Raw genomic sequence first — 22,668 nt, forward strand, 5'->3', positions numbered from 1 at the left:
GGCGCCCCCTTGCCCGCAAACCAGCGCGCGGGGCGCCATCCAGCCCGCTGACTGACACCAGTCTGACGCTTCAGAAGACAAAGGAACCGACCGCCATGACCACCATCCAGACCGACGTCGCCGTGATCGGCGCAGGCACCGCCGGCCTTGCCGCCTACCGCGCCGCGATTGCCGCGGGCAAGCGCGCCGTGATCATTGAAGGCGGCCCCTATGGCACCACCTGTGCCCGCGTGGGCTGCATGCCCTCCAAGCTGCTGATCGCCGCCGCCGAGGCCGCGCATGAACTGCGCCACACCGCGCCGTTCGGCGTGCACGTGGATGGCCAGATCCGCATCGACGGCCGCGAGGTGATGGCCCGCGTGCGCAGCGAGCGCGACCGCTTTGTCGGCTTCGTGGTGCGCGGCGTGGAGAACATCCCCGAAGCCGACCGCATCCGCGGCTATGCCCGCTTTATCGACAACACCACGCTGGAAGTGGACGGGCACACCACCGTGCGCGCCAGCCGCGTGGTCATCGCCACCGGCTCCACGCCGACGCTGCCGCCGCCGTTCCAGGTGTTCGGCGACCGTTTGATCGTCAATGACGATGTGTTCTCGTGGCAGGACCTGCCCGCCAGCGTGGTGGTGTTCGGCCCCGGCGTGATCGGGCTGGAACTGGGCCAGGCCCTGTCGCGCCTGGGTGTGCGGGTGCGCGTGTTCGGCGTCAGCGGCTCGCTCGGGCCGCTGACCGACCCGGTGATCCGTGCCTATGCGGCCAGGACCTTCAACGACGAGTTCTATCTCGACCCGGATGCCAGGGTGACTGACATGGGCCGCGACGGCGACCAGGCGGTGGTGACCTACCTCGACCGCGAAGGCCGCAGCGTGACCGAGCGCTTCGACTACGCGCTGGCTGCCACCGGCCGCACGCCCAATGTGCGCGGCCTGGGCCTTGAGAACACCGGCCTGCCGCTGGATGCGCGCGGCGTGCCGCTGTTCGATGCGCAGACGCTCCGGTGCGGCAATGCGCCGGTCTTCATCGCCGGCGACGCCAACAACATCCTGCCGCTGCTGCATGAAGCCGCCGACGAAGGCAAGGCCGCCGGCGAGAACGCCGCAAGCTATCCGCAGGTGAAGCCGCTGGCGCGCCGCGCGCCGATCGCGGTGGTGTTCACGGACCCGCAGATCGCGATCGTCGGCCAGCGCTTCGCCGACCTTGCCGAAGGCACCTTCGTGACCGGCGAGGTCAGTTTCGAGGACCAGGGCCGCAGCCGGGTGATGCTGAAGCACCGCGGGCTGATGCACGTCTATGCCGACAAGACTACGGGCCGCTTCCTCGGTGCCGAATGGACCGGCCCGCGTGCCGAGAACATCGCCCATCTGCTGGCGTGGTCATACCAGCAGGGCCTGACCATCGCGCAGCTGCTGGCGATGCCGTTCTACCACCCGGTGGTGGAAGAGGGCCTGCGCACCGCGCTGCGCGACGCGGCGGCAAAGCTGGACGCCTGAGCGGGCATCGTTTGCTAGACAGATCTGTCTGTCATAGTATCGGCCTGTAGGGGCCGGGCGGCGCGAGGGCGCTCCCGGCCGCGCCCGTTACCGACTCTTCCGCTACATGGCCACGCCTTCCGCCCGCGACCGCATCCTCGACACCGCTGCCCGCCTGTTCTACCAGGAAGGCTACCGCGCCACCGGCATCGACAGGATCATTGCCGAATCCGGCGTGGCCAAGATGTCGCTTTACCGCCATTTCGCTTCCAAGAACGCGCTGATCTCGGCGTTCCTGGCGCGCCGGCATGACGAATGGATGGCGTGGTTCCGGCAAGACGTGGAAACCCGTCTGGCGGTGCGCCCGCACCTGGACGTGATCGCCGACACGCTGGCGGAGTGGTTCGGCCGCGACTTTCGCGGCTGCGCCTTTATCAACGTGGTGGCCGAGGCGGGCGGGGACACGCGCGCGGCGGAGCAGGCGGCGGCCCACAAGGCCGAACTGGAGGGGTTCATCGCCGAGATTGCCACGCGCCTCGGCCTGGAGCAGCCGCAAGCCGTGGCCGGGGAAGCGATGCTGTGCATCGAAGGCATGATTGTGCGCTACCAGATGCGGCCGGATGCGGCGGTGGTCGAGGCGGGGCGGCGGTTGCTGGGGCGGCTGCAGGGCTAGCCGCTTAGCCGCGGTGACGGTCCAGAAATGCCTGCGTGCCTTCCCGGGCTCCCGCTGATGCCGCGGCCACGCGGAATTGCGCCGCCTCGATGGCCAGCCCTTCGTCGATGGGCACGTTGATACCGCGCGTGACGGCGCGCAGCGACGCTGTCACGGCAACTGCCGAATGTTGCGCGATGCGGTCCGCCAGCGCCAGGCAAGCCGGCAGCAACCCGTCGGCGGGCACGACCCGATTGACCAGTCCGATGTGCTCGGCCGTGGCTGCGTCGATGGCGTCGCCAGTCAGGATCATGGCGTTGGCGCGCTTGCGGCCGACATGGCGTGGCAGCCGCTGGGTGCCGCCGAAGGTGGGCGCAAAGCCCAGCCGGATCTCGGGTTTGGCAAAGGTGGCATGGTCCGCCGCGAGCGCCAGGCTGCAGGCCTCCACGATTTCACAGCCGCCGCCAAACGCCAGGCCGTTGACCGCGGCGATCACGGGCTTCGGGAAGTTCTCCAGCTGGCGCGTCAGCGCCTGGCCGCGTCCAAGGAACTCGCGCAGGGCGCGCTCAGGCGAAGCGGCGATATCCGGCGCAAAGCCGGCAATGTCCGCCCCCGCGCTGAAGGCTCTACCCTTGCCGGTCAGGATCACGCAACGGACGGTGTCATCCGCCTCGCATGCCTGCAGGTGCGCGGCCAGGGCGTCGATCAGTGCGTAGCTGAGCGCGTTGAGCTTTTCAGGGCGGTTCAGTACCAGCAGGGCATGCTGGCCCATGCGTTCGGTTTCGATCAGTGCGGTCATGCGTTGGCTTCCAGTGGTTGCGTTGAACACGGTGGCAGGGTGGCGACGGCTTGCGCCGTGCCGGACAAGACGATCCAGGCCGGCTTGCCGCACAGCGCGGAGACAAAGCAGGTGAGCGGCTCGGCGGCGCTCAGGCGAGCGCGCGGTCCCAGTACGAAGTCGCCACCGGTGCGGTCCCGATCGTGGCCCGGTTTTAAGGGTGCCTGGGTAACCCACGCCAGCCCTTGCACGCAACGCAGTTGATCGCCGGCTGCAAGCCGGAAGGCGATGGGCGCGCGGCCCTCGATGCGCCAGCGGCGAAATGGCTTCATGGCGGTCTCCTCGAAGCGCCTGACGCAATCGCCAGGCCATGACATCATTGTTGCCGCACGCCGGCCGTGGTGGCCGGAAGTGTTTTCAACCCGGGTATTCCTCGCCGTCATGCCACTTCTGAGTCCTGCTTCTGCCAACGCCCTGCGCGCGGTCTCGCTCGAGGCCCTTCGCGGTTTTGAATGCAGCGCGCGCACGCTGAGCTTCACGGCGGCCGCGCAGGAACTCTGCCTGACGCAGTCCGCCGTCAGCAAGCAGGTAAAGAGCCTGGAAGATGTGCTGGGCGTCGCGCTGTTCCTGCGCGGCGGCAAGGGGCTGAGCCTGACCGCGGAGGGCCGCCAGCTCTACGATGCCACGCGTGCGGCATTGGGCCAGCTGGGCGACGCCGTGGATCGCGTGCTGGTCGCCAGCCGGGTCTCGATCGCGGTGACAACCACGCCATCGTTTGCCTCGCTCTGGCTGGTGCCCAAGCTGGCGCGCTTCCAGGCGCTGGCGCCCGACATCGACGTGCGGGTGGATGCGTCGGAGGCCTACGCCAACCTGGAGCGCGAGGGCTTCGACCTGGCCATCCGGCTTGCCGCGCCTGTTGCTAATGAGGTTCCGCTGCTGCAGGAGCGCCTGATGCTGGTTGCGGCACCGGCGCTGGCCGCGCGCATCGCCACCGCCGCAGATCTCGTGTCGGCGCCGCTGCTGGTGTTTCATGACCCGGCCGGGCGCTTTCCCTGGATGTCATGGAGCGAATGGCTGGCGCGCCTGCAACTGGCGCATTCGCCGCGACAGCCGTGCCTGTACTTCTCGCAGTATGAGCACGTGCTGAATGCCGCGGCGCAGGGTGCGGGTGTGGCGATCGGGCGCACGCCGCTGGTATTGCCGCTGCTAGCCAGCGGCAAGCTGGCGGTGGTACTGCCCGCGCACGTGGAGTACGGCATGACGTACCGCATTGTCGAGGCGCCGTCAGCGCGGCCCGGCGTGCGACGCTTCCGGGAATGGCTGGAAGCGGAACTGGCAGCAGAGGTTCTGGGATAACGGCCGGTTCGTCAGCTTGGCCGTCCGGTATCGTCCGAAACTTCCGGTGCGCCTTCGTCCGGCTTAGCGCCGAGGCAGCATCCGGCGCGACTTCGCATAGTCGCGCAGTGCGTCGTTCATCAGCGTTTGCCAGCCGCTGCCGGTTGCCTTGTAGGCCTCCAGTACATCGGGATCGATCCGCAGCGTCTGGTTGACCTTGCGCTCGCCAGCCGGCTTAGCCGGCCTGCCACGGTGTTTCACCAGCGCATCCGCTTTTTCTTTTCCGATGACCTGCTCGAGGACCTCGCGCGCCGGGCGCATCCGTTTGATTTGCTCTGTCGGCAACGACACCGCATCGGGGTCTGCGGCAATGCCGCGCGCAATGGCGGCATCCTCCGCGGGCGTGGGCATGGTGAGGTCAGATTTCCTGTTCATAGTCTCGCACCTCTCGGGAGTTGGCTTTACGCAGGCTGATTACCCGCAGCGTGTCTCCGCGTATGGTGAAAACCAGGCAGTACAAGCGCGGACCAATCGGACCATATGCGATGTAGCGGGTTTCGCCATACGGCTTGCGGTCATCGATCTTCAGCAGGGCGCGACCAAAGTCCATCAACCCCGCGGCGGCCAGTGACAACCCGTGATGACGCTGGTTGATAGCGTCCTTTGCCAAGTCAAACTCGATTTCCATTCGGATTTACTGTAGCAGCAAAAAATATGTTCGGGCAACATTTTTATGCTACAGCGTTAAAACTAAACCTGGCGTAATAGAAAAGCGGAAATCCAATCACTCTGTAGCGGCGCGTCCAGACGCGCGAAGCCAGCTTAGTCCGCATCAGGAATCGGCGCTCCCTGCACTTTGGGCGCCGGTTCGGCCTGCATGGCCACCGCCGGCAAGAGCTTCAGGAAGGTGCGCGCGACTTCCGGGTCGCGGCAGGCGAGCCAGTCGTCCCATTGTTCGCGCGGCACGATGACCACCGACCGCTTTTCGTCGCCAGGCTTGTGGAAGCGCTGCATCACCGCGTGCTGGCCGGAGTTGACGGTCAGCATGGTGAAGGACAGTGCCTGGTCCGGCCAGGCGCGCCACAGGCCGGCGATGCCGAAGGCAGGCTCGCCGGGCACCCAGACGCGCCAGCGCACCGGCTTGCCGGGCGGGCCGCCGGGCACTGACGCTTCGGGATAGGCAAACTCATAGAACGCGGTGGCGGGTACCAGGCATAGCTGGCCCTGGCGCCAGTAGCGCGCAAAGGCCGGGCGCTCGCCCACGGTTTCGCTGCGGGCATTGGTGGTGTCGTAGCGCCGTGCGCCGGATGGAATGCGCAGGCGCGGCACCATGCCGAACGAGGCCAGGTCGGCGCTGCGTGCGCCGTCGTCCCTGGCGCGCACGATCGGCGCGGCGTAGTCGGGATAGGTCTCGGCCTTGTACACGCCCGGCGGCGGCTCCACGCCGAAGATTTCGCGCAGGATGCGGCGCTGGACCGGAGCGTAGTTGGTGCACATGCGCAGTCTCCTGACGGTGATGCCGGTATCGTCGGCGGCGCGCGGGTCCGCGTCAAGGGTGCACCAGGGGAGTCTCAGGACTCACGGCAGGGATGGCAAAAACCGTCAGCCGCAGTGGCGGAATCGGTTATTGCCTGCGCCACGGGGCCTGGCGCACACTCTTGCGGCAGCCGTTGCGCGGCACCGCGCACTGGCCACCTACTACAAGGCACAAGCCGGAATACTGGAGACACCATGCGCGACTACGCCCAAGCCTTCGACGGATTTTCCTATGACGATGCCGTGGCACGGCAACTGCACGGCAGCCCGGAGGCGATGAACGCCTGCGTCGAATGCTGCGACCGGCATGCCCAGCCCGGCCGCATCGCGCTGTACTGGGAAGGGCGCGACGGCAATGCGCGCAGCTGGACCTTTGCCGAACTGCAGACGCTGTCCGCGCAGTTCGCCGGCTTCCTGAAGGCGCAGGGCGTGCAGCCCGGTGACCGCGTCGCGGGTCTGCTGCCGCGCAACGCGGCCCTGCTGGTGACGATCCTGGGCACCTGGCGCGCCGGCGCCGTGTACCAGCCGCTGTTCACCGCCTTCGGCCCCAAGGCCATCGAGCACCGGCTCAATGCCTCCGGCGCCAGGGTGGTGGTCACCGATACCGTCAACCGTTCGAAGCTGGACGAGGTGGCTGACTGTCCCGCCATCGTCACGGTGGCCGGCGGCCAGGGCGACACGGCAAGTCACGGCGTGGCGCAGGGCGACTTCAGCTTCTGGGCCGAACTGGCGCGCCAGCCGGCATCGTTCGAGCCGGTGATGCGCCGCGGCGACGACCCCTTCCTGATGATGTTCACCTCCGGCACCACCGGCCCGGCCAAGCCGCTGCTGGTGCCGCTCAAGGCCATCGCTGCGTTTGCCGGATATATGCGCGACGCAGTCGACCTGCGTGATGAGGACGCATTCTGGAACCTGGCCGATCCGGGCTGGGCCTACGGCCTGTACTACGCGGTCACCGGCCCGCTGTCGCTGGGCCATGCCACCACCTTCTACGATGGGCCGTTCAGCGTCGACAGCACCTGCCGCATGATTCGCAAGTACGGCATCACCAACCTGGCCGGGTCGCCCACGGCATACCGGCTGCTGATCGCGGCGGGCGAGGCCGTCTCAGGCCCGCTGCGCGGGCAGTTGCGCGCCGTCAGCAGCGCAGGTGAGCCGCTCAACCCGGAAGTGATCCGCTGGTTCGCCAGCGAACTGGGCGTCACCATCCACGACCATTATGGCCAGACCGAACTGGGCATGGTGCTGTGCAATCACCATGCGCTGGCGCATCCGGTGCGCATGGGCGCGGCCGGCTTTGCCAGCCCGGGGCACCGCGTGGTGGTGGTCGATGACGAACAGCGCGAGCTGCCGCCCGGCCAGCCGGGCACGCTGGCGCTGGACCTGAAGCGTTCGCCGATGTGCTGGTTCGGGGGCTATCACGGCACGCCCACCAGCGCGTTTGCCGGCGGCTATTACCTGACCGGCGATTCCGCCGAACTGAACGACGACGGCAGCATCAGCTTTATCGGCCGCGCCGACGATGTCATCACCACCTCAGGCTACCGCGTGGGCCCGTTCGACGTGGAAAGCGCGCTGATCGAGCATCCGGCCGTGGTCGAGGCCGCGGTGATCGGCAAGCCCGACCCCGAGCGCACCGAGCTGATCAAGGCCTTTGTGGTGCTGGACCCGCAGTACAGCGGCTCGCCGGAGCTGGCTGAGACGTTGCGCCTGCACGTGCGCAACCGCCTGGCCGCCCACGCCTACCCGCGCGAGATCGAATTCGTCGCAGAACTGCCCAAGACCCCCAGCGGCAAGGTCCAGCGTTTCATCCTGCGCAATCAGGAAGTGGCCCGCGCGCGAGAGGCGGCCGCCACCTGAGCCGGGTTCCCGGGCTGAACCAGCGGCGGACCGCTTCCTATAATGAGGAAGCGGTTGCCAGGGGCCCCGGGGGTGAAGGAGGCTGCTGCGCCGCCCCAGGCGCGCCTGCAGGCGGGCGCGCACCCTCCATCTCCAGACCAATCCGGCGAGGCGAACAAAATGCAGACTAGCGAAGCGGTGCTGACGCAGGCGCGCGCGGCCTTGGCGCATGTGCCTTATCAAGGTCATGTCCTCCATCCCACCATCCAGTTGCGGCTCTCCGACGGCGCGCTGATCCTGGAAGGCGAGGTGGCCGATATTGTCGACAAGACCCGGGCCGCGGCGACATTGCGGCGCGTGGACGGCGTGACCAACGTGATTGATCATCTGCGCGTGGCCGACGGCGGCATGCAGATTGGTGACGGCGAACTGCGCGACGCGGTGTGCGAGCGCCTGCTCAATGCCGTCGATTTCCGCAATTGCAAGATCTGCGCGCGCGTCAAGGGCAAGCCCGAGGCCATGCGCGAGGCCGTGGGAGAACGCAGCGGCTGGATCGAAGTCGAAGCGCACGACGGCGTGGTGACGCTGTGGGGGCAGGTGATCAGCCTGTCGCACATGCGCCTGGCCGGGGTGCTGGCGTGGTGGTCGCGCGGCTGCCGCTGCGTGGTCAATGAGCTGGTGGTGGCGCCGGCCGAGGCCGACCGCGACGATGAAATCACCGAGGCGCTGATGCTGGTGCTGGAGACCGATCCCTTTGTCGATGCCGGCCAGGTCAGCGTGCATACCGAGAACCGCGTGGTGACGCTGGAGGGCTGCGTCAGCAACGAGAACACGCGCCGCCAGGCCGAGCGCGACGCGTGGTATGTGCAGGGCGTGGAGGACGTGGTCAACCACATCTCGCTGCGCACCTGAGCGGCACCCGGCGGCTATGCGCGCGCGCCGCGCTGGGCCGCGGTGTCTTCCATGCGCCAGTAGCGCCGCCGCGCCCGCAGCGCAAAGCGGGCGCGGTAGTCTGACATCGACATCCCCGCGGTGCGCTGGAACAGCCGGCGCAACGCGGCGGCGTCGCTGTAGCCGCAGGCTTCGGCAATCGCATGCGTGCCGTGCAGCGTGACCTCCAGCAGCATGCGGGCGCGTTCCACGCGCAGCGTGTGCAGGTAGTCCAGCGGTGTCATGCCGGTGACCTGGCCGAAATGCCGCAGCAGTGTGCGTTCGCTGACCGCCGCCGCCTGCGCTACCGCGGCCAGCTTGTAGGGCTCGGACACATGGTCCTGCAGCCATTGGATGGCCCGATACACCGGGCTGTCCGCGGTGCGGCCGAGCCAGCGTTGCGAAACCAGTGCCGGCACGCTGCGCTGGCGCTCGGGCTGGAACAGCATCAGCCGCGACGCCGCCTGCGCCAGGTCCGGGTCATGCAGGTGGCCCAGCACGCGCAGCATGAATTCCACCTGCAGGGCTGGCGCGACGCATGAGAATACCTGCCGGTGCACGCTCATGGCGTTGTCGCTGCCGAGGTCGCAATGCGGATACTGGCGCATCATCCAGCTCTGGAGCATCCACGGCGCGCCCACCCTTGCACCATCCAGCAGCCCCAGCTGCAGCGGAAACACCATCCCCGACGAACACGCCGCGATCCAGCCGCCAGCCTGGGCATGGCGTTCCACCAGGCGCAGCGCCGCGGCGTTGCGCTGCACGATCTCGCCAAGCTGTGGCGCGCTGTTGGCCAGCAGGGCCGGGACCACCAGCAGCGTGCGGCTGTCTGCGGCGCGCGTGCGCCGGGTAGATGACACGAGTCCGGGCAGGGCCGTTGCCAGCGTGCGGCCGTTGGCGCCGCACAGCTGCCAGCTCAGCGTGGGCGCGGCGTCGGGACGCTGCAGGCTGGCCACGCCGGCCACCGTGCGCAGCACGTCGAGCGCGGTGAACAAACTGCCCGGCATGGCTTCCGGCAGCCATAGCAGGCGGACATTCAGCGGGGCGTTCTGTGAGGGCGGCGCGATGGTGGTCTGCATGCCTGGGGGCGTAGTCAGGTGCGTGGGGCGATGGAGGCGGCAGGATGCCGTGGCGGGATCGGCATCCGGATTGGCGATATTGATCCTCCCCTTTGTTTCTGGCAAGGACTAGGATCGTGCAGTTGTGCCGCGGCGCCGCCAGTGGGCCACGGCATGGCCCCCACAAAACCAGACCGAGGAGATTTCATGCCGTTTTCCGTTCGCCACGTTGCCCTTGCCGCTGCCCTGACGCTTGCCGGGGCCGGCACCCTGGCCAGTGCCGCCCAGCCCGATGCCGCGCTGCTGTCCGCCGCGCAGGCGGCCCAACCCGCAGTGGTGCAGTCGCTCAAGGAGATGGTGTCGATCGAATCCGGCAGCGCCAATGCGAAGGGGCTGGCGCAGATGGCCGGCTATACCGAGAAGCGCTTGCAGGCGCTGGGCGCAAAGGTCGAACGTCTGCCGGTGTCCAAGGGCCCGGGCACCATGGTCAAGGCCACCTTCACCGGCACCGGCAAGCGCCGCGTCATGCTGATTGCCCATATGGACACCGTGTACCCGGACCACACGCTCGCCACGCAGCCGATCCGCGAAGAAGGCAACCGTCTCTACGGCCCGGGCATTGCCGATGACAAGGGCGGCATCGCCGTCATCCTGCATGCGCTTGAGATCCTGAAGAACCAGGGCTGGCGCGACTACGCGCAGATCACGGTGCTGTTCAACCCGGACGAAGAAGTCGGCTCGGTCGGCTCCGGCGAAACCATTGCCGCGCTGGCCGCGCAGCACGACGTGGTGCTGTCGTGCGAGCCCACCGGGGCAAAGGATGTGGTCAAGGCCGAGTCGCTGCTGCTGGGCGCCTCCGGCACCGCCACTGCCACCATGCAGGTCAAGGGCCGGGCCGCCCACGCCGGCGCCACGCCGGAGCGCGGCCGCAATGCGCTGCTCGAACTCGCCCACCAGCTGCAGCAGACACGTGACACCGCCAGCCTGGTGCCGGGCTCGCAGCTGAACTGGACCCAGGCGCAGGCCGGCGCGGCCCGCAACCAGATCCCGGAAAGCGCTGTCGCCTACGGCGACGTGCGCACCACTGCGGCCGGTGCCGCCGAAAAGCTGAAGGTGGCGCTGCAGGACAAGGTCAAGTCCGGCCAGCTGGTGCCGGATACGCAGACCACGGTGACGATGGAAGAAGGGCGCCCGCCGTTCGTGGCAGACGCGCGCGGGCGCGCCCTGGCCAAGCGCGCGCAGGAGATCTACGCCGAGCTGGACGGCCGCACGCTGGCGCTGGCCGAAAGCACCGGCGGCGCCACCGACGCCAGCTATGCGGCGCGCTCCGGCAAGCCCGCGGTGGTGGAAAGCTTCGGGCTGGCCGGCTTCGGCTATCACGCCCGCGATGAGTACATCGAGCTCGATTCGATCGTGCCGCGCCTGTACCTGATGACCCGCATCCTGCAGGATATCGGGCGCAATTGAGCGGCGAGACAAGGGGTGCCGCCAGGCTTGCGTTGCCAGCGGCCCCCATCCGGCAAGCCTGCTACAGTGTCGTGGCTGCCCGCATGCGGCGGCCATGACAAAAGAGACATGGCAGGGGAGACGGAGATGAATCGCAAAGGCTTGCTCGACGCGGCCATGGCGCTGGAGGACCTGGCGGCGGGCAACACGCCCGCGGCCGCGCAGGTGGCGGCGGGGGCCGCCGCCCTGGAGAAGATCCACGCCGACTTTCCGGGTTGGCGCGATGTGGGCGACGCGCTGTTCGGCCTGAAGGCGCTCGCCGGCGGCAGCGGCATGGCGCTGGACGTCAAGGGGCGCCAGCGTGCTGCCCGGCTGGCCGACGTGGTGCGCAGCCTGATCGACCAGATCTGAGGGCGCGTTCGCAACTACCTCACGAAGCCGCCACCACCCCGCAAGCGATCCGGCCGCCCGAATTCCCGGTGGGCTGCGTCTTGTAGTCGTCCGGGTCCTTGTGCACCACCACGGCACGTCCGATCACGCCGTTGGCACCCGTGCCAACGGTCACGTCCGGCAGCAGCATGCTGACGCGCACGTTGCCGCTGGCATCTGCGGTCAGGTTGTTCATGTCGCCGGCGTGATGGTCGGGCATGGTCATCTGACCGTGCGGCTTGCCGGTCGGGTTGAAATGGCCGCCGGCGCTCATCGCGTCAGGCGCGGAGCAGTCGCCCTTCTCATGGACGTGGAAGCCGTGCACGGAGTTTGGCGGCAGGCCCGTCATGGCGACGGTCATCATCACGCCGCCAGGCTGCTGCTGGAAGGTCACGGTGCCCGCAGTGTCGGTGCCGCTCTTGGGCTGGAGCTTTGCCGTCGCCCCGGCGCCTGCGCCGGTGCTGGTGCTGGTGCTGGTGCTGGTGCTGGTGCTGGGCGCGGCGGTTGCGCTGGCTGCGGACGAGGAGGTCATGCCGGAGCCGGCGCAGCCGGCCAGTGCAACAGTCGCGGCAATGCACGCCGCCAGGGGGGGAAGCACTTGTTTCATCGGAATCCTCTTCTTGTCGTGATTTCGGAAGAAACAGTATAGAACGGCGGGCGTTGAACCGATTTCCGGTTTTGTCCTACCTGCCGCAGAGGACAGGCAGCGCTGGCCGATCGCGCCGGGTCAGGCCGCGACGGCCAGCTGCTGCTGTGCCGCACCAAAATGCGGATGGCGCGAGAACAGCTCCGCGGCCCAGTTGACGAACACCCGCACCTTGGCCGACAGGTGCCGGTTCTGCGGATACATCGCCGAGATCGGCAGCTCATCGGTCTGCCAGTCGGGCAGGATCTCCACCAGCCGGCCGCTGGCCACATAGGGCTCCGCCATCGCGCGCGAAATCCGGGACACGCCGTGGCCTTCCAGCGTACAGCCCAGGTAGATGTCGGCGTCGTTGGTGGAAATGGCAGAGGGCAGCAACACCTCGCTGCGCTCCATGCCGCGCGCCATCGGCCAGGGCATTTCGCGGCCGGTGCGGTTGGACAGGTAATTGACGGCCTTGTGCTGCGCCAGCTCGGCCAGGTCGCGCGGGGTGCCGAAGCGGTTCAGGTAGATCGGCGAGGCATAGAACGCCAGCTTCACGTTGCCGATGCGGCGGGCCACCATGGCCTCATCCAGCGGCACGCCCACGCGCAGCACCACGTCCACGCCCTCCTGCAGCAGGTCGATCGGCTTGCCGTTGATGGTCAGTTCCAGCTTCAGGTCCGGATAGGCCTGGAGGAATTCATGCAGGTGGGGAACCAGCACCAGCTGCGCCAGCACGGAGGTGGTGTCGACCGACAGCGTGCCGCGCGGCGAGTTGTTCTGGCGCGTCAGCGACTGCTCGGCCTCGTCGACATCGGCCAGGATGCGCACGCAGCGTTCGTAGTACGCCGCGCCGTCGTTGGTCACGCTGATGCGGCGCGTGGTCCGGTGCAGCAGCTTGACGCCCAGGTGGGTTTCCAGGTTCTGGATCAGGCGGGTCAGCGTTGCCTTGGGCAGGTCCATCGATTCCGCGGCGCGCGCAAAGCTGCCGACGTCCACGACCCGGGTGAATGCCTGCATTGATACGAGACGGTCCATGATGAGGTTCCGACGATAGATCCGAACGGCGTGCCGCCCGCACTCGTGGCGCGCGCGGCCATCCTGGTTGTTGTTGCGGGGAATCTGCCGGCTGGCTGGCACTGGGACGGCGCGCTGGCTGGGCGCGGGTTCCGGCATGGCTTTGTCTGGGTGTCCGGCGCCGCGGGAATCTCCCCGCTCCGGACCGGCCGAGACGCGGAGTGAATCACAAAACGCAAGACCCTGTCACGCGTGGGGATTCCCCCTTCCGCAGGCATGACAGGGGTTGTTTGCGATTATTCCAATCCCGGAACAGTGCATTGGCGATCGCTCGCTTTATCCCATCCTCGTCAATCACCATAATTCGTTCCATCGCAACACTCAAGCGCATTGTTTCCGTCGTGCGCCGATGCCATGTCCCAGAAGCCAGGCCAACGCCCGGATGCATCCAGCGCCGCCACTGCCTCCACGGCAGCCGGTCAGGGGCTGGCACGCGTGGCCGAGCATACGGTGACCAGCGACGGGCGCGAGATCCTGGTGCGGGTGTGCTATCCGGCGGGATATCCGGCGCCGGGCGCCGAGGGCGCGGCCCTGTTGCCCTGGCTGGTGTACCTGCATGCCGGGGGCTTCGTGGAAGGCGGCGTGGAACACGCCTGCCAGCTGGTGCAGGGCCTGGCCAACACGGTGCCGGCGGTGGTGGTAACGCCGGCGTATTCGCTGGCGCCGGACCATCCGTTCCCGGCGGCGCCCGAGGACGCCCACAGCACGGTGCAGTGGGTGCTGCGCAATGCCCGGCGCCTGAAGCTGGACCGGACCCGCTTTGCGCTGGTTGGCGAGGAAGCCGGGGGCAACCTGGCGATCGCGCTGGCGCAGATGCTGCGCGACCGCGGCACCGCGCAGCCGCGCGGGCAATGGCTGATCCGCCCGGTGACGGACCCGTGCCTGCAGCATGCCTCTTGCGCGGGGTTTGGCGGCGGGCAGGTGCCGATGGAAACCCTGAAGCGCCTGGCCGACAACTATCGCGACTACCTGCCGACGCCGGCGGATACGGTGCATCCGTATGCCGCCCCGGCGCTGGCCTCGCGCCTGGCCGGGCTGCCGCCCACGCTGGTCCAGGTGGCTGAATACGACGCGCTGCGTGCCGAAGGCGAAGCCTTCGCCGGGCGCCTGAGCAAGGCCGGCGTGCCGGCCCAGGCCATGATCATGCCCGGCGCCTGTGGCGACGGCGTGGAAGAGGCCCATGACAGCTGTCAGGCATGGGTCGACGAAGGTGCGCGGTTCCTGCGGCGATGTCTGGCCGCGGACGACGATGCCTCATCCGTGACTGAACGCCGCGCTGGTGCCAAGACCAGCCGGCCTGGAGCCAAGCCCGCCGGCTGAGCCGCTCCAGAAAACCGCCAGCCGGCTCTGTTTCGGCCAGAGCCAGGACCTCCGCCATGCACGGGCGGTCCTAAGTCCGACCATCAGTTTGGCCATGGTTCCGGCCCGCCCACGCGGACCGGCAGGCGGCGTTCGGCCATTTGCTTTTCCGGTTGAAGAAAACCCGATCCAGGAGTTTGAGAAATGCAGCAGCAGAAACGACGTACCCTGATTGCCCTCGCCATCGTCGTGGTGCTGGGCGCCGGCGTGGCCGGTTCGATCCTGCGCCCCTGGCACAGCGGCGAAGCCCACGCCAACACGCCGCCGCCCGCGCCCGCGATCGAGGTTGCCGCGGTGGTGGGCCAGACCATCACCGAGTGGGATGAATTCTCCGGCAGGCTCGAAGCCGTGGAGCGGGTCGAGATACGCCCGCGCGTCGGCGGCACCATCGACGCTGTGCACTTCCGCGAAGGCGCGCTGGTGAAGAAGGGGGATCCGCTCTTCACCATCGACCCGCGCCCGTATGCGGCGGAAGTTGCCCGCGCCGAAGCGGACCTGGCCGCGGCGCAGGTGCGCGCCGCCCACGCCCAGAGCGAGCAGGCACGCGCCCAGCGGCTGCTGGACGACAACGCGATCTCGCGGCGCGAGTTCGACGAGCGCATCCATTCCGCCCGCGAAACCAGTGCCAACGTGCGCGCCGCCCAGGCGCAGCTGGAAACCGCGCGCCTGAATCTGGCCTACACCCGCATCACCGCGCCGGTGGCCGGGCGCGTGTCGCGCGCCGAGATCACCGTGGGCAACCTGGTGGCGCCGGGCGCGACCTCGCCGGCGCTGACCACGGTGGTGTCGGTGTCGCCGGTCTATGCCAGCTTCGAGATCGACGAGCAGAGCTACCTGCGCTACACCGCGCCGGGTGCCGGCGGCGGCCAGGCCAACCTGCCGGTCTACCTGGGCCTGGCCAATGAGGACGGCAATCCGCACGAAGGCAAGATCCAGTCGGTCGACAACCGCCTGGACCCGCGCAGCGGCACCATCCGCGTGCGGGCGGTGTTCCAGAACGAAGACGGGCGCCTGTTGCCGGGCCTGTACGCCAAGGTCAAGCTGGGCGGCGGCGCGCCGCACGCGGCGGTGCTGGTCAATGACCGCGCCGTCGGCACCGACCAGGGCAAGAAGTTCGTGCTGGTGGTCGACCGCGCCAACAAGCTGGTCTACCGCGAAGTGGAACTGGGGCCCAACCATGATGGCTTGCGTGTCATCCGCAAGGGCCTGAAGCCGGGCGAGAACATCGTCGTCAATGGCCTGCAGCGTGTGCGCCCGGGCGACACGGTCCAGCCCAGGGCGGTGGCCATGGCCTTCCGCAGCGAGCTGGAGCCGCGCGCCGTGGCGCCCGACCGCAAGCAGGCCGCCAGCGAGAGGGGCGAGGCTGCAGTGAAGCCGGTGAGCTGAGTCGTGCGAGCCGATGGTTTGCTCCCCTCTCCCGCTTGCGGGAGAGGGGCAGGGGGTGAGGGCAGGAGCGTCAACGGCTGAGGCCCGTGGGTTAAAACCGTTGGCTTCGTTTGTTGTGGTTCCTTGCTAGACCACCCCTCACCCCGGCCCTCTCCCCTTGAGGGGAGAGGGAGAACACCTTGCTTAGGCTAGTTCGGGCGGCTTTGGTGCACCCCTAGTTTTTATCGCTTCCCAAGCAGTTGATGGTGTCCGCCATGGCGGGCCGCCAGGGGAGCGTTTTTGCAGAGACCAAGATGAATCTCTCTAAATTCTTTATCGACCGCCCCATCTTCGCGGGGGTGCTGTCGGTGCTGATCTTCCTGATTGGCGCCATCTCGATGTTCAAGCTGCCGATCTCGGAGTACCCGGAAGTGGTGCCGCCGTCGGTGGTGGTGCGCGCGCAGTATCCGGGCGCCAACCCCAAGGTGATTGCCGAGACGGTGGCCTCGCCGCTGGAAGAGCAGATCAACGGCGTCGAGAACATGCTGTACATGTCTTCGCAGGCCAACAGCGACGGCCTGCTCACGCTGACCGTGACCTTCAAGCTGGGCACCGACCCGGACAAGGCCCAGCAGCTGGTGCAGAACCGCGTCTCGCAAGCCGAGCCGCGCCTGCCGGAAGACGTGCGCCGCCTGGGCATCACCACGGTCAAGAGCTCGCCGGACCTGACCATGGTGGTCCACCTGGTCTCGCCCAACGACCGCTATGACATGACCTACCTGCGCAACTACGCGGTGATCAACGTCAAGGACCGGCTGGCGCGCCTGCAGGGCGTGGGCCAGGTGCAGCTGTTCGGCTCGGGCGACTACGCCATGCGCGTGTGGCTCAACCCCGACAAGATGGCCGAGCGCCAGCTTGCCACCAGCGACGTGATCAAGGCCATCCGCGAGCAGAACGTGCAGGTGGCGGCCGGCGTGATCGGCCAGTCGCCGGCGCTGCCGGGTGCTGACCTGCAACTGTCGGTCAATGCGCAGGGCCGCCTGAGCACGGTGGAAGAGTTCGGCGATATCGTCGTGCGCACTTCCGCCGACGGTGCCGTCACCTACCTGAAGGACGTTGCCCGCATCGAGCTGGGCGCGTCGGAATACGCGCTGCGCTCGCTGCTGAACAACAAGCCCGCGGTGGCCATCCCCATCTTCCAGGCGCCGGGCTCCAACGCCATCCAGATCTCGGATGACGTGCGCAAGACCATGGAAGAGCTCAAGCAGAATTTCCCGGACGGCATCGACTACAGCATCGTCTATGACCCCACGCAGTTCGTGCGCCACTCGATCGAGGCGGTGACGCATACGCTGTTCGAGGCCATCGCGCTGGTGGTGCTGGTGGTGATCCTGTTCCTGCAGACCTGGCGTGCGTCGATCATCCCGCTGCTGGCGGTGCCGGTGTCGATCGTCGGCACTTTCGGGCTGATGCATGTGTTCGGCTTCTCGATCAACGCGCTGTCGCTGTTCGGGCTGGTGCTGGCGATCGGCATCGTGGTCGATGACGCGATCGTGGTGGTGGAAAACGTCGAGCGCAATATCGAGGAGGGGCTGTCACCGAAGGAGGCGACCTACAAGGCCATGCGCGAAGTCAGCGGCCCGATCATCGCCATCGCGCTGACCTTGATCGCCGTGTTTGTGCCGCTGGCCTTCATGACCGGCCTGACCGGGCAGTTCTACAAGCAGTTTGCGCTGACGATCTCGATCTCGACCATCATCTCGGCGTTCAACTCGCTGACGCTGTCGCCGGCGCTGTCGGCCCTGCTGCTGCGCGGCCATGATGCGCCCAAGGACTGGCTGTCGCGCTGGATGGACCGCGTGCTCGGCGGTTTCTTCAAGCGCTTCAACCGCTTCTTCGGCCGCAGCGCCGAGAACTATGGCCGCGGCGTGAAGGGTGTGATCCGCCGCAAGGGCTCGGTATTCGGGGTCTACGCGGTGATGCTGGTGCTGACCTGGGGCGTGTTCCAGCTAGTGCCCAAGGGCTTCGTGCCGGCCCAGGACAAGCAGTACCTGGTGAGCTTTGCCAAGTTGCCGGACGGCGCCACGCTGGACCGCACTGAGGACGTGATCCGCAAGATGAGCGAGATCGCGCTCAAGCATCCGGGCGTGGAATCCGCGGTGGCCTTCCCGGGCCTGTCGATCAACGGCTTCACCAACAGCCCGAGCGCCGGCATCGTGTTCGCCACGCTCAAGCCGTTCGAGGAGCGCAAGACCAAGGAACTGTCCGGCGCGGCGATCGCGGCCGACCTGAACCAGAAGTACGCGGCTATCCAGGATGCCTTTATCGCGGTGTTCCCGCCGCCGCCCGTGCAGGGCCTGGGCACCATCGGCGGCTTCAAGCTGATGATCGAGGACCGTGCCGCGCTGGGCTATGACGCGCTGTTCGAGGCCACCAATGCGTTTGCCAACAAGGCACGCGCCACGCCCGAGCTGACCGGCATCTTCAGCAACTACCAGGTCAACGTGCCGCAGCTCGACGTCAAGCTGGACCGGGTCAAGGCCAAGCAACTGGGCGTGCCGGTGACCGAGGTGTTCGATACGCTGCAGACCTACCTGGGCTCTGCCTATGTCAACGACTTCAACAAGTTCGGCCGGACCTACCAGGTCAAGGTGCAGGCAGACGCGCAGTTCCGCGCCCATGCCGAGGACATCCTGCAGCTGAAGACGCGCAACGCCGCCGGCGACATGGTGCCGCTGTCGTCGCTCGTGCAGGTCAAGCAAGGCTTCGGTCCCGACAGTGTGGTGCGCTACAACGGTTTTACCGCCGCCGACATGAACGGCGGGCCCGCGCCCGGGTTCTCGTCGGGCCAGGCTCAGGCCGCAGCCGAGCGCATTGCCGCCGAGACCCTGCCCAAGGGCATGAAGTTCGAATGGACCGAGCTGACCTACCAGGACATCCTTGCCGGCAATGCGGGTGTGTGGATCTTCCCGCTGTGCGTGCTGCTGGTGTTCCTGGTGCTGGCGGCGCAGTATGAAAGCCTGACGCTGCCGCTGGCCGTGATCCTGATCGTGCCGATGAGCCTGCTGGCGGCGATGACCGGGGTGTGGCTCACGCGTGGCGACAACAACATCTTCACGCAGATCGGCTTTATCGTGCTGGTCGGGTTGTCGGCGAAGAACGCGATCCTGATCGTGGAGTTCGCGCGCGAGCTGGAGCATCACGGCCGCACCGTGGTGCAGGCCGCGATTGAAGCCAGCCGCCTGCGCCTGCGCCCGATCCTGATGACCTCGTTCGCGTTCATCATGGGCGTGGTGCCGCTGGTGATCTCCACCGGCGCCGGCGCCGAGATGCGCCATGCCATGGGCGTGGCGGTGTTCGCGGGCATGCTCGGCGTGACCTTCTTCGGGCTGTTCCTGACGCCCGTGTTCTATGTGGCGCTGCGCCTGCTGGCCACGCGCGGCCAGCGCCGCGCGGCTGCGCAGGAGCAAAGCGCGCAACTGACTGCATCGGCTGAATAATGGTGATGAACATGAATGCCCCTGCATTTTCGACAACATATTGGTTGCCTAAACTGGCGACACTGGCTGCAGCACTAGTCCTGGCGGGCTGCTCGCTGGCCCCGACCTACAAGGTGCCGGAAACCGCCACCGTGCCGGCCTTCAAGGAAGCCGAGGCGGCCCAGGCCGAAGGCGCGCAATGGAAGACCGCGACGCCGGCCGAAGGCCAGCCTCGCGGCGACTGGTGGAAGATCTTTGGCGACGCCGAGCTGGACCGCCTGATCGACGCGGCTGGCAGCTCCAACCAGGACCTGGCAATTGCAGCGGCCCGCCTGAAGCAGGCACGCGCCTTCACCGGCGCAACCGAGGCGGACCTCTACCCGCAGCTGAGCGTGGGGCTGGACCCGACGCGCAGCCAGCCGTCGGCGGCCTCGCAGGGCCTGCCCGACGGCACGCGGGTCGCGCCGCAGACCGTGCTGAAGGCGCGCGCCTTCGCCAGCTATGAGCTGGACCTGTTCGGCCGCGTCGCATCCAGCGTCAATGCCGCGCGGGCTGACGGCGAGGCGGCGGAAGACCTGTACCGCTCGGTGCAGCTGGCGCTGCAGGCCGACGTGGCGCAGGCGTACTTCGCGCTGCGCACGCTGGACAGCGAGCGCGACCTGCTCAACGCCACCATCAAGCTGCGCGAGGATGCGCTGGCGCTGCTGAAGAAGCGCTATGACGCCGGTGAAACCACCGACCTCGATCCGGCCCGGGCTGAAGCCGAACTCGGCACCGCGCGCGCCGACCTGGCCGGCATCGAGCGCCGCCGCGCCAGCCAGGAGCATGCGCTGGCGGTGCTGACCGGCGTGCCGCCGGCGGCGTTCTCGCTGCCGGCGCGCCCGCTGGACGCCGCGCCGGTCGCGGTCCCGGCGGGGCTGCCGTCCGAGTTGCTGGAGCGCCGCCCCGACATCGCCGCGGCGGAGCGGCAGATGGCCGCGGCCAACGCGCGCATCGGCGTGGCCAAGGCGGCGTTCTACCCGCGCATCACGCTGAGCGGGCTGCTTGGCTTTGAGTCGGCGGATCTGTCGAACCTGTTCAAGTGGTCGTCGCGCACCTGGGCGCTGGGACCGCTGATCGGTTCCACCATCGCACAGACGGTGTTCGACGGCGGCCGCAACCGCGCCAACCTTGCCGGCGCCCGCGCCGCGCATGAGGAAACCGTGGCCAGCTACCGGCAGACCGTGCTGGTGGCCTTCCGCGAGGTGGAAGACAGCCTGGCGGACGTGCGCTGGCTCAGCCAGCAGGCCGGCGCGCTGGACAGCGCACTCGGCGGCGCCCGGCGCGCCGCGCGGATCTCGCGCAGCCGCTATGACGCCGGCGCGGTCGATTACCTGACGGTGATCGATGCCGACCGCACCGTGCTGCAGTCGCAGCGCGACGCCAACCAGGTGGCCGGCCTGCGCGCGGCCGCAACGGTGTCGCTGGTGCGCCGGCTGGGCGGTGGCTGGGGCCCGTTGCCGGAGACGGTGGCGGCCGTGCCGGCGCCGCCAGCCGGGGGCGCGCCGGCCTCGCAGGCACGCTAGGCGCGGGCGGGACTGGCGCGATGCTTCCCAGTCACTACACTGGAAGCATCGCGCCATGCGTACAGGGAGCACGGGTGCGCCCCGGATGCGTCCTGTCCCGCCGCCATGCTTGTTCGACACAGGAAACCGTTCTGGGGACTGATCTTCGCCGCGATCACCGTCGGCATGCTGCTGGCGCCGCTGCCCTGGTCCGAGCGCACCGCCATCCATGACGAGGTGGTGATCGCCCGGCCGCAGTCCCAGGTCTTCGACTACGTGTCCACGCCGCTGCACTGGCCCAAATGGCATCCGGCCTCGCTCGCGGTGGCGGGGGCGACCGATCATCCGCTGGGACAGGGCGAGCGCGTGACCGAGACCTTCATGATCGCGCAGCGCGGTGGCGCGGTGGTCTGGACCGTCATCGAAAGCCAGCGTCCGCGCACGTGGTCGATCGAAGGCGTGGCCGAAGGGCGCCGGGTCGGCACCATCACTTACCGGCTTACGCCCGCCATGACGCCGTCGCTGACCCCCACAGCCGAACGTACGCGCATTGAGCGGGAGTTCCGCTACCGGTCGCCCACGCTGCTCTTCGCGCTGATCAACCGCCTGATGCTGCGCGCGCAAGTCCAGGCCGAATCCACCGAAGCCGTGCGCCGGCTCAAGGCGCTGCTGGAGGCGCCTGCCGCCGCCATTGCCTTGCGTGGCGGGGCGATCCGGCCTAAGTTGGAGCCATCCCACAGTGCGTCCAGCGAGGCCCGTATGCCGTTCCAGCTGCAATCGACCGCATTCGCCCCGGGTGGCGAGATCCCCGCGGAGCACACCTGCGAAGGCGCCGATATCTCCCCGCCGCTTGCCTGGACCGGGCTGCCGCCCGGCACGGCCAGCTTGGCGCTGATCGTCGACGATCCCGATGCGCCGGACCCCGCCGCGCCCAGAATGACCTGGGTCCACTGGCTGCTCTACAACCTGCCGGCCCATGCGGAGGCCCTGCCGGCGGACATCGCCAAGGCCGGGCTGCCCGCCGGCACGCGTGGCGGGCTGAACGACTGGCACCGCACCGGCTATGGCGGCCCATGCCCGCCGATCGGCAGGCATCGCTACTTCTTCAAGCTGTATGCACTGGACGTGGCGCTGCCGGACCTCGGCAAGCCCGACAAGGCGGCGCTGGAGCGGGCGATGAAGGGACACGTGCTGGCCAACGCGGAACTGGTCGGCACTTACCAGAAGCTGCAGCGGTAGGCAGGGCTGCCGGAGGTCACGACATGTCGCACCGAATGCCGCGCATCGATGCCGGCGGGCTGTCATGGCGGCTGGCGGCGGCCGCGGCCCTGTTGCTGCTGGCCTGGGCCGGCCCGCTGCGCGCCCAGCCCCATGAGTCCGGGCCGATCACCGTCGGTGGTTCGGCGCAGGTGCAGGGGCCGCTGACCGTGCATGGCAAGCTGGTTGTCGCCGGCAACGTCTTCGCCAGCGGCCCGCTCACCGCGGCGTACTTCACCGGACCAGCCAAAGCGCGGGGGTTGCCATATGGCAGTGGCTATCTCAAGGTCTTCAATGGCCCGGTGACGGTGCATGGCGACATGGTGGTCCAGGGCGACCTGACCGTGGCCGGGCCGCTGACCGTCGACGGTCCCATCGCCGCCAGCGGCGGCATCGATGCCGACGGCCCGATGCGCGAGCGCGAGCACGGCCGCTGAAGCCAGACCTGAGGCTCAGCTGAGGCCCTTTTCCCGCCTGTGCGGCACAATACCGG

21 protein-coding genes are annotated in these 22,668 nt (G+C 68.2%); 13 read left to right on the forward strand and 8 right to left on the reverse strand.

From position 1 onward, the window contains the following. Window positions 1-95 precede the first annotated feature (95 nt). Together ACREYQ_RS23155 and ACREYQ_RS23160 are read left to right on the forward strand one after the other, a co-directional pair. Window positions 96-1,487, forward strand: a complete 1,392-nt coding sequence (locus ACREYQ_RS23155; RefSeq protein ID WP_432262487.1) for a dihydrolipoyl dehydrogenase — start codon at window positions 96-98, stop codon at window positions 1,485-1,487. Between the two features lie 106 nt (window positions 1,488-1,593). Continuing rightward, the gene (locus ACREYQ_RS23160) at window positions 1,594-2,139 is read left to right on the forward strand and encodes a TetR/AcrR family transcriptional regulator (protein ID WP_432262488.1); all 546 of its coding nucleotides are present in this window, start codon (window positions 1,594-1,596) and stop codon (window positions 2,137-2,139) included. 4 nt (window positions 2,140-2,143) lie between these two features. On the opposite strand, the gene ACREYQ_RS23165 is transcribed toward ACREYQ_RS23160, so the two are convergent. Together ACREYQ_RS23165 and ACREYQ_RS23170 are read right to left on the reverse strand one after the other, a co-directional pair. Further along, window positions 2,144-2,917 (reverse strand): crotonase/enoyl-CoA hydratase family protein, encoded by a 774-nt coding sequence (locus tag ACREYQ_RS23165; RefSeq protein ID WP_432262489.1) that lies wholly within the window; start codon window positions 2,915-2,917, stop codon window positions 2,144-2,146. Further along, window positions 2,914-3,228 (reverse strand): DUF2917 domain-containing protein, encoded by a 315-nt coding sequence (locus ACREYQ_RS23170; protein WP_432262490.1) that lies wholly within the window; start codon window positions 3,226-3,228, stop codon window positions 2,914-2,916. The genes ACREYQ_RS23165 and ACREYQ_RS23170 overlap by 4 nt, the downstream gene beginning before the upstream one ends. Between ACREYQ_RS23170 and ACREYQ_RS23175 the strand changes: the two genes are divergently transcribed. Beyond that, window positions 3,227-4,252 (forward strand): LysR substrate-binding domain-containing protein, encoded by a 1,026-nt coding sequence (locus ACREYQ_RS23175; RefSeq protein WP_432262491.1) that lies wholly within the window; start codon window positions 3,227-3,229, stop codon window positions 4,250-4,252. The two genes, ACREYQ_RS23170 and ACREYQ_RS23175, sit on opposite strands and share 2 nt — an antisense overlap. A gap of 63 nt (window positions 4,253-4,315) precedes the next feature. On the opposite strand, the gene ACREYQ_RS23180 is transcribed toward ACREYQ_RS23175, so the two are convergent. The 3 genes from ACREYQ_RS23180 to ACREYQ_RS23190 all read right to left on the reverse strand — a co-directional run bounded on the left by ACREYQ_RS23180 (window position 4,316) and on the right by ACREYQ_RS23190 (window position 5,728). After that, window positions 4,316-4,642, reverse strand: a complete 327-nt coding sequence (locus ACREYQ_RS23180) for a BrnA antitoxin family protein (RefSeq protein ID WP_432262492.1) — start codon at window positions 4,640-4,642, stop codon at window positions 4,316-4,318. 7 nt (window positions 4,643-4,649) lie between these two features. Further along, on the reverse strand, window positions 4,650-4,919 hold the full coding sequence (locus ACREYQ_RS23185; RefSeq protein ID WP_432262493.1) for a BrnT family toxin: 270 nt from the start codon (window positions 4,917-4,919) through the stop codon (window positions 4,650-4,652). A gap of 134 nt (window positions 4,920-5,053) precedes the next feature. Next, window positions 5,054-5,728, reverse strand: coding sequence for an SOS response-associated peptidase (locus ACREYQ_RS23190; RefSeq protein WP_432262494.1), 675 nt, complete (start codon window positions 5,726-5,728; stop codon window positions 5,054-5,056). A gap of 234 nt (window positions 5,729-5,962) precedes the next feature. Between ACREYQ_RS23190 and ACREYQ_RS23195 the strand changes: the two genes are divergently transcribed. Together ACREYQ_RS23195 and ACREYQ_RS23200 are read left to right on the forward strand one after the other, a co-directional pair. After that, window positions 5,963-7,627 (forward strand): AMP-binding protein, encoded by a 1,665-nt coding sequence (locus tag ACREYQ_RS23195; RefSeq protein WP_432262495.1) that lies wholly within the window; start codon window positions 5,963-5,965, stop codon window positions 7,625-7,627. Between the two features lie 159 nt (window positions 7,628-7,786). After that, a complete protein-coding gene (locus ACREYQ_RS23200) occupies window positions 7,787-8,518 on the forward strand; it encodes a BON domain-containing protein (RefSeq protein ID WP_432262496.1) in 732 nt (243 codons plus the stop codon). A 14-nt stretch (window positions 8,519-8,532) separates the two neighbouring features. On the opposite strand, the gene ACREYQ_RS23205 is transcribed toward ACREYQ_RS23200, so the two are convergent. Continuing rightward, entirely contained in the window at window positions 8,533-9,615 is a 1,083-nt protein-coding gene (locus ACREYQ_RS23205) for a GlxA family transcriptional regulator (RefSeq protein ID WP_432262637.1), read from the reverse strand. A gap of 186 nt (window positions 9,616-9,801) precedes the next feature. Here ACREYQ_RS23205 and ACREYQ_RS23210 point away from each other — a divergent pair, with 186 nt between their 5' ends. Both ACREYQ_RS23210 and ACREYQ_RS23215 read left to right on the forward strand, forming a co-directional pair. Next, on the forward strand, window positions 9,802-11,061 hold the full coding sequence (locus ACREYQ_RS23210) for a M20/M25/M40 family metallo-hydrolase (RefSeq protein ID WP_432262497.1): 1,260 nt from the start codon (window positions 9,802-9,804) through the stop codon (window positions 11,059-11,061). Between the two features lie 126 nt (window positions 11,062-11,187). Next, window positions 11,188-11,451, forward strand: coding sequence for a hypothetical protein (locus tag ACREYQ_RS23215; protein ID WP_432262498.1), 264 nt, complete (start codon window positions 11,188-11,190; stop codon window positions 11,449-11,451). 19 nt (window positions 11,452-11,470) lie between these two features. Here the strand turns inward: ACREYQ_RS23215 and ACREYQ_RS23220 are convergent, their stop codons facing one another. Next, window positions 11,471-12,076, reverse strand: coding sequence for a superoxide dismutase family protein (locus tag ACREYQ_RS23220; RefSeq protein ID WP_432262499.1), 606 nt, complete (start codon window positions 12,074-12,076; stop codon window positions 11,471-11,473). A 120-nt stretch (window positions 12,077-12,196) separates the two neighbouring features. Then, the gene (locus ACREYQ_RS23225; protein ID WP_432262500.1) at window positions 12,197-13,132 is read right to left on the reverse strand and encodes a LysR family transcriptional regulator; all 936 of its coding nucleotides are present in this window, start codon (window positions 13,130-13,132) and stop codon (window positions 12,197-12,199) included. Between the two features lie 393 nt (window positions 13,133-13,525). Between ACREYQ_RS23225 and ACREYQ_RS23230 the strand changes: the two genes are divergently transcribed. The 6 genes from ACREYQ_RS23230 (at window position 13,526) to ACREYQ_RS23255 (ending at window position 22,612) form a co-directional block, all read left to right on the forward strand. Beyond that, entirely contained in the window at window positions 13,526-14,491 is a 966-nt protein-coding gene (locus tag ACREYQ_RS23230; protein ID WP_432262501.1) for an alpha/beta hydrolase, read from the forward strand. A gap of 183 nt (window positions 14,492-14,674) precedes the next feature. Continuing rightward, the gene (locus ACREYQ_RS23235; RefSeq protein WP_432262502.1) at window positions 14,675-15,916 is read left to right on the forward strand and encodes an efflux RND transporter periplasmic adaptor subunit; all 1,242 of its coding nucleotides are present in this window, start codon (window positions 14,675-14,677) and stop codon (window positions 15,914-15,916) included. A gap of 293 nt (window positions 15,917-16,209) precedes the next feature. Then, window positions 16,210-19,395: an efflux RND transporter permease subunit gene (locus ACREYQ_RS23240; RefSeq protein ID WP_432262503.1), complete on the forward strand. Its 3,186-nt coding sequence runs from the start codon at window positions 16,210-16,212 to the stop codon at window positions 19,393-19,395. 11 nt (window positions 19,396-19,406) lie between these two features. Continuing rightward, the gene (locus tag ACREYQ_RS23245) at window positions 19,407-20,939 is read left to right on the forward strand and encodes an efflux transporter outer membrane subunit (protein ID WP_432262504.1); all 1,533 of its coding nucleotides are present in this window, start codon (window positions 19,407-19,409) and stop codon (window positions 20,937-20,939) included. A gap of 105 nt (window positions 20,940-21,044) precedes the next feature. Then, complete coding sequence (locus ACREYQ_RS23250; protein ID WP_432262505.1) at window positions 21,045-22,157, forward strand: YbhB/YbcL family Raf kinase inhibitor-like protein; 1,113 nt, start codon at window positions 21,045-21,047, stop codon at window positions 22,155-22,157. A 23-nt stretch (window positions 22,158-22,180) separates the two neighbouring features. Beyond that, window positions 22,181-22,612, forward strand: coding sequence for a hypothetical protein (locus tag ACREYQ_RS23255; RefSeq protein WP_432262506.1), 432 nt, complete (start codon window positions 22,181-22,183; stop codon window positions 22,610-22,612). Window positions 22,613-22,668: the final 56 nt, after the last annotated feature.

The organism is Cupriavidus sp. TMH.W2 (assembly GCF_050847365.1).
In the GTDB taxonomy this organism is placed as follows: Bacteria; Pseudomonadota; Gammaproteobacteria; order Burkholderiales; family Burkholderiaceae; genus Cupriavidus.

Bases quoted from the DNA above. Each gene is read 5' to 3' on its own strand.
- ACREYQ_RS23230 (WP_432262501.1), top strand. From the start codon at position 13,526: ATGTCCCAGAAGCCAGGCCAACGCCCGGATGCATCCAGCGCCGCCACT.
- ACREYQ_RS23190 (WP_432262494.1), bottom strand. From the start codon at position 5,728: ATGTGCACCAACTACGCTCCGGTCCAGCGCCGCATCCTGCGCGAAATC.
- ACREYQ_RS23225 (WP_432262500.1), bottom strand. From the start codon at position 13,132: ATGGACCGTCTCGTATCAATGCAGGCATTCACCCGGGTCGTGGACGTC.
- ACREYQ_RS23205 (WP_432262637.1), bottom strand. From the start codon at position 9,615: ATGCAGACCACCATCGCGCCGCCCTCACAGAACGCCCCGCTGAATGTC.
- ACREYQ_RS23200 (WP_432262496.1), top strand. From the start codon at position 7,787: ATGCAGACTAGCGAAGCGGTGCTGACGCAGGCGCGCGCGGCCTTGGCG.
- ACREYQ_RS23185 (WP_432262493.1), bottom strand. From the start codon at position 4,919: ATGGAAATCGAGTTTGACTTGGCAAAGGACGCTATCAACCAGCGTCAT.
- ACREYQ_RS23195 (WP_432262495.1), top strand. From the start codon at position 5,963: ATGCGCGACTACGCCCAAGCCTTCGACGGATTTTCCTATGACGATGCC.
- ACREYQ_RS23155 (WP_432262487.1), top strand. From the start codon at position 96: ATGACCACCATCCAGACCGACGTCGCCGTGATCGGCGCAGGCACCGCC.
- ACREYQ_RS23245 (WP_432262504.1), top strand. From the start codon at position 19,407: ATGAATGCCCCTGCATTTTCGACAACATATTGGTTGCCTAAACTGGCG.
- ACREYQ_RS23180 (WP_432262492.1), bottom strand. From the start codon at position 4,642: ATGCCCACGCCCGCGGAGGATGCCGCCATTGCGCGCGGCATTGCCGCA.
- ACREYQ_RS23220 (WP_432262499.1), bottom strand. From the start codon at position 12,076: ATGAAACAAGTGCTTCCCCCCCTGGCGGCGTGCATTGCCGCGACTGTT.
- ACREYQ_RS23160 (WP_432262488.1), top strand. From the start codon at position 1,594: ATGGCCACGCCTTCCGCCCGCGACCGCATCCTCGACACCGCTGCCCGC.
- ACREYQ_RS23240 (WP_432262503.1), top strand. From the start codon at position 16,210: ATGAATCTCTCTAAATTCTTTATCGACCGCCCCATCTTCGCGGGGGTG.
- ACREYQ_RS23175 (WP_432262491.1), top strand. From the start codon at position 3,227: ATGGCGGTCTCCTCGAAGCGCCTGACGCAATCGCCAGGCCATGACATC.
- ACREYQ_RS23250 (WP_432262505.1), top strand. From the start codon at position 21,045: ATGCTTGTTCGACACAGGAAACCGTTCTGGGGACTGATCTTCGCCGCG.
- ACREYQ_RS23235 (WP_432262502.1), top strand. From the start codon at position 14,675: ATGCAGCAGCAGAAACGACGTACCCTGATTGCCCTCGCCATCGTCGTG.
- ACREYQ_RS23255 (WP_432262506.1), top strand. From the start codon at position 22,181: ATGTCGCACCGAATGCCGCGCATCGATGCCGGCGGGCTGTCATGGCGG.
- ACREYQ_RS23170 (WP_432262490.1), bottom strand. From the start codon at position 3,228: ATGAAGCCATTTCGCCGCTGGCGCATCGAGGGCCGCGCGCCCATCGCC.
- ACREYQ_RS23210 (WP_432262497.1), top strand. From the start codon at position 9,802: ATGCCGTTTTCCGTTCGCCACGTTGCCCTTGCCGCTGCCCTGACGCTT.
- ACREYQ_RS23215 (WP_432262498.1), top strand. From the start codon at position 11,188: ATGAATCGCAAAGGCTTGCTCGACGCGGCCATGGCGCTGGAGGACCTG.
- ACREYQ_RS23165 (WP_432262489.1), bottom strand. From the start codon at position 2,917: ATGACCGCACTGATCGAAACCGAACGCATGGGCCAGCATGCCCTGCTG.